Here is a 9,324-nt window from a genome sequence, read left to right as displayed (position 1 = left end):
TTTGGATAGTTAAACCATCAAAAAATATAAAATATTAATTAAGAAAAAATTGATACATAACTTAAAAAAAGTGACATCTACAAGACCGCGACTCTTAAGCAAAAGCTTCAAAACCTCACAAATTCAAATCTTTATAGCTGATAGTCTGACTATTTTTTGGGGTGAATGGCTGGATTTACGTGTCAGAATTCCACAACTAGCTACATCAGGCTTAATCTCTCCACTGGTATACATTCTCGCTTTTGGCTTTGGTTTGGGAGGTTCAATTAAACCAGGGGTAGGAATTAGTGGTGATTATAAGAGCTACTTAGAATTCATTTTGCCAGGGATGGTGGCGCTGTCGTCGATGACAGTCAGTTTTGTGGGGACGACGTTTTCGATTTGTGGTGAGAGACTGTTTACCAAAAGCTTTGAGGAATTGTTGCTTGTCCCTGTGCATCCTTTAGCTTTGCATATTGGTAAAATGCTAGCGGGAGTAATGCGGGGGTTGTTGACTTCGCTGGGTGTAATTTTGGTAGCGCTACTGTTTACTGGTAACTGGCGTTTTCTGCACCCGTTGTTTTTGTTATTGTTAGTGCTGAGTTGTGCCGTTTTTTCTGGCTTGGGGGTAATTGTCGGGTTAACTGTGCGATCGCTTGAAGCTGTCGGACTCTACAACAACTTTATCATCATCCCCATGTCCTTTCTCGGAGGAACTTTCTTTGACCCAAATACATTACCCGCAGCTTTAAAAGTTGTAGTTTATTTGTTACCCCTTACTTATGCCACCTTAGGACTGCGTGCAGCTGCTTATTTGCCATTGTCCCAGTTTCCTTGGTACAGCATACCGATTTTGTTAGTGATGGCGATCGCTCTTTCTCTGTGGGGTGCTTACATTTTTGCCCACCAACAAGATTAACATTTGCAAAAAGCCAATTATCCAAAATGCTAATTCGCAGTGCCACATCAGACGATGTACCCAAAGTTTTACCAATGGTTGCTAAAATTTGTGAATTGCACGAAAATTGGGATACAGCCAAATATGGATTTTTACCTTATCCAGAACAGCGTTATGAAAAATGGTTGACGCGGTTAGCGAATAGTAGCGATCGCAATGTCTTCCTAGTAGCCGAAGATGAAGGTAAATTGGGGGGGTTTCTAGTAGCGACAGTTGAGCGAGAAATTCCCATTTACCGTTTACAGGAATATGCTTTTATTCACGATATCTGGGTTGAACCAGAATATCGGCAAAACCGAGTAGCGCAAAAAATGGTCATGTTGTGTGTCGAACGCTTCCAAGAAATGGAAATTCAGCAAATTCGGCTTGATACCACAGCTGTCAACGAAGCAGCACGACGATTATTTGCATCCTGCGGTTTTCGCATCAGTACCATAGAAATGCTCAAAGAGTTAGGAGTCAAAAGTCCATAGTCAAAAGTCATTAGTTATTGGACTGTTGACTATTGACTGTTGACTCTTAACTGTTAACTAGCAACTAAAAGTGTTTTCTCCAGAGGTGTCCAACGGAAGAAGCGATCGCCTCCTCTTTCGAGAACTACTTTTACTCGTGGATCTATACTAGGCAAAGACGCTAAATATTCAACTTCCTGATTGGAAAGAATATGCCCTTCAATAATCCACAACACTAGACCCTTTGACTTTGGTGGTAGATGTTCTAGCTGATAATTGATAATCGGTGGTACATAGTAGACAAAGCCGACTGCTGCACCATTAGGGGTAGTTTTTTTACCCAGGTGAGGAGGTCTGATTCCATGAACTCCCGTCAAATAAGCAGCTAAATCGCCCAGTCCTCTTGCGGTAATGTGCAAAGTGACATAACCAGCCGCACGCAGTCGGCGTTGATACCGACCTTCAAAACCCCCTTCCAGAGGTGCGTACACCCCAAGAGTGCCAAATTTTTCCAGGTCGCGAATGAAAGGTTTGCCAGTGGTTATTAGTGCCATAGATTTTCGTATTATCCCACTTATATATCTCTATTATTCACTGTTAATCGATATATTTAGTTAGATAACAAACTTATAAGTTAGATTAGCTCCACCCGCTCTTATTACTTAAGCTGAATATAATATAGGTTTTCTTAATATTTAGTCATTCACCAAGAGTTTTCAGACCTGATTAGCTCTGTTGACTTTAGCCTGGAGCGTTGTGCGTACAAAGCCCACCTTCGTGTATATATAACTCTTAGCCCACGAAGGTGGGCTTCGTTTGTATAGCCGCACCCTTCAGGGTGTCGGTGAAAAACGAAAAATTATAGACAAACGTAAATAGATGATCTATATTATTAGATTGTGAGCAAAATATAAAATTAGTTTACCTTCTAATTAGATTCCTAGCTAGTTTTAGCATTTAAGGTTGATAATTAAATCCAAAATGTGATATAATCGCTCGGATGGGTAAGAAGCTGATAAACTAATAGAGCCTTGAGTAAACTTAGGAGCATTGGAATAAAACCCAAAGCACAACCTAAGGAAAAAAGCGCATTCACTCATGCGTCTCTCTTGAAACTAGGCAAAACATTAAGCGATCGCTTGATGTTTTTAGTGAAGTAAAAACTGAGCATTCATCATGGTTTGATGACATTGCATCAGTCTCAGTCAAGGGATACTGAGCAGCGATTGTATGCTTAAGTCCCACTGCAACACGGACACATGAAGTGTGACGCAAGTCGTTTTCATTTCTTCGTCAAAAGCAGTGTCCGCCAGAAAGTGCCATAGCGATCGCTTAAGGGACGAAGCATTGCTGCACAAAGCGCAAAGCTATAAAGTAAGCGCAAAGTTAATTTCACTCACTGAAGATTTCCAATCGGGAAGATGATTTTAGCTGCAAAGAGTGAAAATAAACGGATTCAGCAACCCTAGAAGGATACCCTTGTTGCAGCCAGAAGCGTCCGCTTGCTGCGAAATGCCCTAGTTTGGGCATTGAAACGAGTGTTTGATGAATCCGATTTTAAAAGTAAGTAGATAAGGAGAGCCAGTAACTGTGTCTGTAGGCATTCTCGGCACCAAACTGGGCATGACCCAAATCTTTGACGAAGCAGGAGTATCCATTCCTATCACTATCGTCCAAGCGGGACCATGCACAGTAACACAAGTAAAAACAAAACAGACCGACGGTTACTCTGCCATTCAAGTTGGCTATCGTGAAGTGAAGCCAAAGGCTTTAAACAAGCCTTTACTGGGACATCTGGCAAAATCAGAGGCTCCAGCATTGCGTCACTTACGGGAATATCACATTGAGAACGCTAGTGAGTATTCTTTAGGTCAACAAATTACGGCAGATATTTTTAGTGCAGGTCAAATTGTAGATATAAGCGGTAAAAGTATCGGTCGCGGTTTCGCAGGGAACCAGAAACGAAACAACTTTGGTCGTGGACCCATGTCACACGGTTCAAAAAACCATAGAGCACCCGGTTCGATTGGTGCGGGTACAACACCCGGTCGTGTCTATCCAGGTAAGCGGATGGCAGGACGTTTGGGTGGGAAGCGCATCACAATTCGCAAGCTGACTGTAGTGCGAGTAGACCTAGAACGTAACTTATTGCTAATTAAGGGAGCTATTCCTGGTAAACCCGGAGCATTGATAAGTATTATTCCAACCAATAAAGTTGGTAAGTAGTTAGTGGTTAGTGGTTAGTGGGAATTTGAAGAGGGGGAAAGGGACTCGTGGGAAAGGGGAAAGAATTATTACCAATGCCCATTGCCCAACGCCCAATGCCCATTGCCCAATAAATAACAACTAACAACTAACAAAGAACAAAGGACAAAAAAATGACATTTGAGTGTGTAGTTAAAAATTGGCAAGGAGAACAAGTCGGAGAGAAAAGCTTCGATTTGCGAGTTGCCAAAGAAACAACGGCGTCTCATATTGTGCATAGAGCCTTAGTGAGACAAATGACCAATGCTCGCCAGGGAACTGCCAGTACAAAGACCCGTGCAGAAGTTAGAGGTGGTGGTCGCAAACCGTGGCGGCAAAAAGGTACAGGAAGAGCGCGTGCCGGATCAATTCGTTCACCCCTGTGGCGTGGTGGTGGTGTGATCTTTGGACCAAAGCCCAGAGATTATGACCTGAAGATGAACCGTAAAGAGCGGCGTTTAGCATTGCGGACAGCATTTGCTAGTCGCATTGACGATTTGATTGTAGTGGAAGAATTTAGCAACGAGTTTCAACGCCCGAAAACCAAAGAATTGGTACAAGCGATCGCCCGTTGGGGTTCACAACCAGAAAGCAATACACTTTTAATTTTGTCCGATCGCACCGAAAACGTTTATCTCTCAGCTCGCAACATCGAAAAATTAAAGTTAATTGCCGCTAACCAACTAAACGTTTACGACTTGCTGCGGGCTGACAAAATTGTTATTACAGCAGCAGCCTTAGAAAAAATTCAGGAGGTCTACAGTGCCTAACTTTGACCCCCGTTATTTGCCCGATTTAGTGCGTCGCCCAATTGTCACCGAGAAAGCGACCATTGCAATGGAGCAGAATAAATACACTTTTGAAGTAATTCCTAAAGCAACCAAGCCAGAAATCAAAGCCGCAATTGAAACCTTGTTTGATGTCAAGGTTGTTAAAGTGAATACCTCAAGACCTCCTCGCAAAAAGCGGCGCGTTGGTAAATTTCTTGGTTACAAACCCCAATACAAGAAAGCCATTGTCACAGTGGCACCTGGGGACGAAGACAAGATTAGACAAGTTCTATTCCCAGACGTGTAATTAGTTAGTAGTTAGTAGAACTAACTACTAACTACTAACTACTAACTACTAACAACTAACAACTCTAATTATGGGTACTCGTTCTTATCGCCCTTATACCCCCAGTACTCGCCAAGTTACTATCTCCGACTTTGCGGAAATTACCAAAACCGAGCCGGAAAAGTCTTTAACGACAAACAAGCATCGTCCTAAAGGTAGAAATAACCAAGGGCGGATTACTAGTCGTCGGCGCGGTGGCGGACATAAACAACTTTACCGGATTATCGACTTTAAACGCGATAAACGGAATATTCCCGCGAAAGTAGAAGCGATTGAATACGATCCAAACCGCAACGCCCGGATCGCCCTTTTATTTTACCAAGATGGCGAAAAACGCTATATTCTTCATCCCAACGGCTTGAAAGTCGGGACAACAGTTATTGCTGGACCTGATGCGCCCTTTGAAGATGGTAACGCCTTACCTTTGTCGAATATTCCCTTGGGTACTAGCGTTCACAACGTAGAATTGACCCCAGGAAAAGGCGGTCAAATCGTTCGTTCCGCCGGTGCTACCGCGCAAGTTGTGGCGAAAGAAGGAAATTACGTTACCATCAAACTGCCTTCTGGCGAAGTCCGACTGATTCGGCGCGAATGCTACGCCACCATCGGACAAGTTGGGAACACCGACGCGAGAAACCTCAGTGCAGGTAAAGCAGGAAGAAATCGCTGGAAAGGTCGCCGTCCTAAGGTCAGAGGTAGCGTCATGAACCCAGTGGATCACCCACATGGTGGTGGTGAAGGTCGCGCTCCCATTGGTAGATCCGGTCCTGTGACACCTTGGGGTAAACCTACCTTGGGTATGAAGACACGCAAGCGTAAGAAACCAAGCAGCAAATTTATTGTACGTCGTCGTCGTAAGTCTTCTAAACGCGGACGCGGCGGACGCGAGTCTTAAAAAGTAAATGGTTAGTGGTGAGCCAGTGCGTTGGGCGGCTCTGCCGACTTGAAGCAACTGGCGAACCCGAAGGGTTAATGGTTAGTTGTTAGTAGTAAACAACTAACCACCAACAACTAACAACTAACAACTAACAACTAACAAATTATGGGTCGTTCTCTAAAAAAAGGTCCCTTCGTTGCGGATCATTTACTCAAGAAAATTGAAAAGCTCGACGCAATCAACAGAAAAGAAGTTATTAAAACTTGGTCGAGAGCTTCAACAATTTTGCCCCTAATGGTAGGACATACCATCGCTGTTCACAACGGACGCCAACACGTACCAGTTTTTGTGAATGAGCAAATGGTAGGACACAAATTAGGTGAATTTGCCCCGACGCGCACATACAGGGGTCATGGAAAAAGTGATAAAAAAGCAGGGAGATAGAGTTATTGGTTAGTGGTTAGTGGCTAGTGGTTAGCGGCTAGTGGTTAGTAGATAGTGGTTAGTAGATCATAAAACAATTAACAACTATCAATTAACAACTATCAATTAACAACTATCAATTAACAACTATCAATTAACAAAAAAGGAGAAACTTATGGCAACTGATACTAAAGAAGTAAAAGCGATCGCCCGTTTTGTACGCATGTCTCCCTTTAAAGTGCGTCGCGTACTCGATCAAATTCGCGGTAGATCCTATCGAGAAGCGCTAATTATCCTGGAATTCATGCCCTATCGTGCTTGCGAACCAGTATTAAAGCTAATTAGAAGCGCGGCAGCGAATGCCGAGCATAACGATGGGTTAGATCGCGCTCAATTAGTGATTACTCAAGCATACGCCGATCAAGGTCCAGTCCTAAAACGGTTCCAACCAAGAGCGCAAGGTCGAGCTTACCAAATTCGCAAACCGACATGTCACATCACAGTAGCAGTTGCAACTGGTGCGGCTGAAGAATAAGCTTCTCTCGGTAAAAAAATTGCGTAAAGTCAGAAATTTTAGAGGAACTATTTGTGGGACAAAAAATTCATCCAGTCGGTTTTCGACTGGGTATTACTCAAGAACACCAATCACGTTGGTTTGCCGTTCCTGACCGTTATCCAGAACTTCTTCAAGAAGACTACAAACTCCGTAACTACATAGAACAAAAGCTGGGTAGATACGCTCAAAACAACGCCGGCATCTCGGAAGTGCGAATTGAGCGCAAAGCAGACCAAATCGACTTAGAAGTACGCACGGCTCGACCGGGTGTAGTTGTAGGTCGAGGTGGACAAGGTATTGAAGCATTGCGTACCGGACTGCAAGATTTGTTAGGCGGCAATCGGCAAATTCGCATTAACGTAGTTGAAGTACAACGAGTTGATGCCGATGCTTATTTGATTGCCGAATACATCGCTCAACAATTGGAACGCCGCGTTTCCTTCCGTCGGGTAGTGCGTCAATCCATCCAACGTGCTCAACGCGCTGGTGTGCAAGGCATTAAAATTCAAGTTGGTGGTCGGCTCAACGGTGCAGAAATTGCCCGGACAGAGTGGACTCGTGAAGGTAGAGTACCTCTACATACCTTACGGGCTGATATTGACTACTCTTGCTGTACCGCAAAAACCATTTACGGCATTCTCGGTATCAAAGTGTGGGTGTTTAAAGGAGAAATTATTCCCGGACAGGAAGAAACTCCAGCACAACCAACAACACGCGATCGCGAACCTCGTCGTCGTCAACAACAACGTCGTCGCCAACAATTTGAAGATCGTTCAAATGAAGGATAAAGCGGGAATGGGGCATGGGGGAGGCAGTGCGTTGCGGAGGTTCCCTCCGTTGTAGCACCTGCCGTCATGGGGCATGGGGCACGGAAAGAATTTATCATAACTAATTCTAAATTTCCATTGCCCATTACCCATTACCCATTGCCCATTGCCCATTGCCCATTGCCCATTGCCCATTGCCCAAATCATGTTAAGTCCTAGAAGAACTAAATTCCGCAAACAACAACGCGGACGGATGAGCGGTGTAGCTACCCGTGGTAGCAGCCTGAATTTTGGCGATTTTGCCCTCCAAGCACAAGAACCAGCTTGGATCACTTCCCGGCAAATAGAGGCTTCGCGTCGAGCAATGACTCGTTATATCCGCCGGGGTGGTAAAATCTGGATTCGTATTTTCCCAGACAAACCTGTAACCATGCGTCCCGCAGAAACCCGGATGGGTTCCGGTAAAGGTTCACCGGAATTTTGGGTAGCAGTCGTCAAGCCAGGACGGATTTTATTTGAAATTGCTGGCGTTACTGAAGAAATCGCTCGCGAGGCAATGCGCTTGGCAGCTTTTAAGTTACCAATTAAAACTAAGTTCATTACACGCTCCGAATCGGAGCCGCAGGAGTAAATCATGCCTCTGCCTAAAGTTTCAGAAGCAAGAGAATTAAGTGACGAAAAATTGTCTGATGAAATTCTTGCTGTGAAAAAGCAACTATTTCAATTGCGTTTGCAAAAAGCAACCAGACAATTAGAAAAACCCCATCAATTCAAACATGCTCGACACCGTTTAGCCCAGTTGCTGACAGTAGAAACAGAGCGCAAACAACAAGCAACTGAATTGGTTAAAGAAGAAAAGTAGGAGATTATGGCAGTCAAAGAAAGAGTTGGTTTGGTAGTGAGCGACAAAATGCAGAAAACGGTGGTAGTCGCCATTGAAAACCGCGCTCCTCACCCCAAGTACGGCAAGATTGTAGTGAATACCCAGCGCTATAAAGTCCACGACGAAGAAAACAAATGTAAAGTGGGCGATCGCGTTCGGATTCAGGAAACTCGACCCCTGAGCAAAACCAAGCGCTGGCAAGTCACAGAAATCCTCAACACTAAAGCTACAACGTAATAGTTGTTAGTTTTCGCTCCAACCTCACAAGGAAGAAAAATTGTGATTCAATCCCAGACCTACCTCAATGTCGCAGATAATAGCGGCGCCCGCAAATTAATGTGTATCCGCGTTTTAGGCGGAGGCGGAGGAAACCGTCGTTATGGCGGTGTTGGTGATAAAATTATCGCCGTTGTTAAAGATGCTATTCCTAACATGGCAGTAAAAAAATCTGATGTAGTGGAAGCGGTTATTGTCCGCACCCGCAAAGCCATGAATCGTGATAGCGGTATGAGCATCCGCTTTGACGACAACGCCGCAGTAATCATCAACAAAGATGGTAATCCTAGAGGTACGCGTGTTTTCGGACCAGTGGCACGGGAATTGCGCGAGAAAAACTTTACCAAAATCGTATCTTTGGCTCCGGAGGTGTTGTAATGGCAAAACAGCCGAAACCTAAAGTTTTCCATAAAATGCACATCAAAACTGGCGACACCGTGCAAGTCATTGCCGGCAAAGACAAAGGCAAAGTTGGTGAAATAGTCAAAGCACTTCCCCAAGTTAGTCAAGTCATTGTTAAAGGCGTCAACATTAAAACTAAGCACGTCAAACCCCAAGCCGAAGGTGAATCGGGACGCATTGTTACCCAAGAATTCCCAATTCATAGTTCCAACGTAATGGTTTATTCAACCAAGCAAAACGTTGCGAGTCGCATCTGTTACACCACAACCCAAGAAGGGAAGAAGGTACGGATGTTAAAGAAAACCGGCGAGATACTTGATAAATAATCATTGGTCATTAGTCATTGGTCATTAGTAAAAGACTTTTGACAAAGGACTTTTGACAAATGACA

At 44.1% G+C, this 9,324-nt stretch carries 16 protein-coding genes; 14 read left to right on the top strand and 2 right to left on the bottom strand.

Features of this window, described 5'->3' with window-relative positions:
• Positions 1-70 precede the first annotated feature (70 nt).
• Positions 71-898 carry an ABC transporter permease gene (locus TOL9009_RS0124825; RefSeq protein ID WP_029635530.1) on the top strand — a complete coding sequence of 276 codons (828 nt, stop codon included), beginning with the start codon at positions 71-73 and terminating at the stop codon, positions 896-898.
• A gap of 26 nt (positions 899-924) precedes the next feature.
• Positions 925-1,410, top strand: coding sequence for a GNAT family N-acetyltransferase (locus TOL9009_RS0124820; RefSeq protein ID WP_029635528.1), 486 nt, complete (start codon positions 925-927; stop codon positions 1,408-1,410).
• Between the two features lie 53 nt (positions 1,411-1,463).
• Here the strand turns inward: TOL9009_RS0124820 and ndhN are convergent, their stop codons facing one another.
• The gene (gene ndhN, locus TOL9009_RS0124815) at positions 1,464-1,943 is read right to left on the bottom strand and encodes an NAD(P)H-quinone oxidoreductase subunit N (protein WP_029635526.1); all 480 of its coding nucleotides are present in this window, start codon (positions 1,941-1,943) and stop codon (positions 1,464-1,466) included.
• A 1,036-nt stretch (positions 1,944-2,979) separates the two neighbouring features.
• Between ndhN and rplC the strand changes: the two genes are divergently transcribed.
• The 7 genes from rplC to rpsC all read left to right on the top strand — a co-directional run bounded on the left by rplC (position 2,980) and on the right by rpsC (position 7,393).
• The gene (rplC, locus tag TOL9009_RS0124810) at positions 2,980-3,615 is read left to right on the top strand and encodes a 50S ribosomal protein L3 (RefSeq protein WP_029635524.1); all 636 of its coding nucleotides are present in this window, start codon (positions 2,980-2,982) and stop codon (positions 3,613-3,615) included.
• 152 nt (positions 3,616-3,767) lie between these two features.
• The gene (gene rplD, locus TOL9009_RS0124805; protein ID WP_029635522.1) at positions 3,768-4,403 is read left to right on the top strand and encodes a 50S ribosomal protein L4; all 636 of its coding nucleotides are present in this window, start codon (positions 3,768-3,770) and stop codon (positions 4,401-4,403) included.
• The gene (locus TOL9009_RS0124800) at positions 4,396-4,710 is read left to right on the top strand and encodes a 50S ribosomal protein L23 (RefSeq protein WP_029635520.1); all 315 of its coding nucleotides are present in this window, start codon (positions 4,396-4,398) and stop codon (positions 4,708-4,710) included. The genes rplD and TOL9009_RS0124800 overlap by 8 nt, the downstream gene beginning before the upstream one ends.
• A 70-nt stretch (positions 4,711-4,780) precedes the next feature.
• Positions 4,781-5,644, top strand: coding sequence for a 50S ribosomal protein L2 (gene rplB / locus TOL9009_RS0124795; protein WP_029635518.1), 864 nt, complete (start codon positions 4,781-4,783; stop codon positions 5,642-5,644).
• 147 nt (positions 5,645-5,791) lie between these two features.
• Positions 5,792-6,070: a 30S ribosomal protein S19 gene (gene rpsS, locus TOL9009_RS0124790; protein WP_029635516.1), complete on the top strand. Its 279-nt coding sequence runs from the start codon at positions 5,792-5,794 to the stop codon at positions 6,068-6,070.
• A gap of 154 nt (positions 6,071-6,224) precedes the next feature.
• Entirely contained in the window at positions 6,225-6,584 is a 360-nt protein-coding gene (gene rplV / locus TOL9009_RS0124785) for a 50S ribosomal protein L22 (RefSeq protein ID WP_029635514.1), read from the top strand.
• Positions 6,585-6,637: 53 nt separating this feature from the next.
• Positions 6,638-7,393: a 30S ribosomal protein S3 gene (gene rpsC, locus TOL9009_RS0124780; RefSeq protein WP_029635512.1), complete on the top strand. Its 756-nt coding sequence runs from the start codon at positions 6,638-6,640 to the stop codon at positions 7,391-7,393.
• Here the strand turns inward: rpsC and TOL9009_RS40370 are convergent.
• Positions 7,379-7,567 (bottom strand): hypothetical protein, encoded by a 189-nt coding sequence (locus TOL9009_RS40370; protein ID WP_186227718.1) that lies wholly within the window; start codon positions 7,565-7,567, stop codon positions 7,379-7,381. The two genes, rpsC and TOL9009_RS40370, sit on opposite strands and share 15 nt — an antisense overlap.
• A 10-nt stretch (positions 7,568-7,577) precedes the next feature.
• Between TOL9009_RS40370 and rplP the strand changes: the two genes are divergently transcribed.
• Genes rplP through rplX form a run of 5 tightly spaced genes read left to right on the top strand, consistent with a single transcriptional unit; the run spans position 7,578 to position 9,259 of the window.
• Positions 7,578-8,003 (top strand): 50S ribosomal protein L16, encoded by a 426-nt coding sequence (gene rplP / locus TOL9009_RS0124770; protein WP_029635510.1) that lies wholly within the window; start codon positions 7,578-7,580, stop codon positions 8,001-8,003.
• A 3-nt stretch (positions 8,004-8,006) separates the two neighbouring features.
• Complete coding sequence (gene rpmC, locus TOL9009_RS44675) at positions 8,007-8,234, top strand: 50S ribosomal protein L29 (protein WP_029635507.1); 228 nt, start codon at positions 8,007-8,009, stop codon at positions 8,232-8,234.
• A gap of 6 nt (positions 8,235-8,240) precedes the next feature.
• Complete coding sequence (rpsQ, locus tag TOL9009_RS44670; RefSeq protein ID WP_029635505.1) at positions 8,241-8,492, top strand: 30S ribosomal protein S17; 252 nt, start codon at positions 8,241-8,243, stop codon at positions 8,490-8,492.
• 42 nt (positions 8,493-8,534) lie between these two features.
• A complete protein-coding gene (rplN, locus tag TOL9009_RS0124755) occupies positions 8,535-8,909 on the top strand; it encodes a 50S ribosomal protein L14 (protein WP_029635504.1) in 375 nt (124 codons plus the stop codon).
• On the top strand, positions 8,909-9,259 hold the full coding sequence (gene rplX / locus TOL9009_RS0124750; RefSeq protein ID WP_029635503.1) for a 50S ribosomal protein L24: 351 nt from the start codon (positions 8,909-8,911) through the stop codon (positions 9,257-9,259). The genes rplN and rplX overlap by 1 nt, the downstream gene beginning before the upstream one ends.
• Positions 9,260-9,324 lie beyond the last annotated feature (65 nt).

The organism is [Scytonema hofmanni] UTEX 2349, from assembly GCF_000582685.1.
Taxonomy (GTDB): domain Bacteria; phylum Cyanobacteriota; class Cyanobacteriia; order Cyanobacteriales; family Nostocaceae; genus Hassallia; species Hassallia hofmanni.
This window is presented reverse-complemented; position numbering and strand designations above follow the sequence as displayed.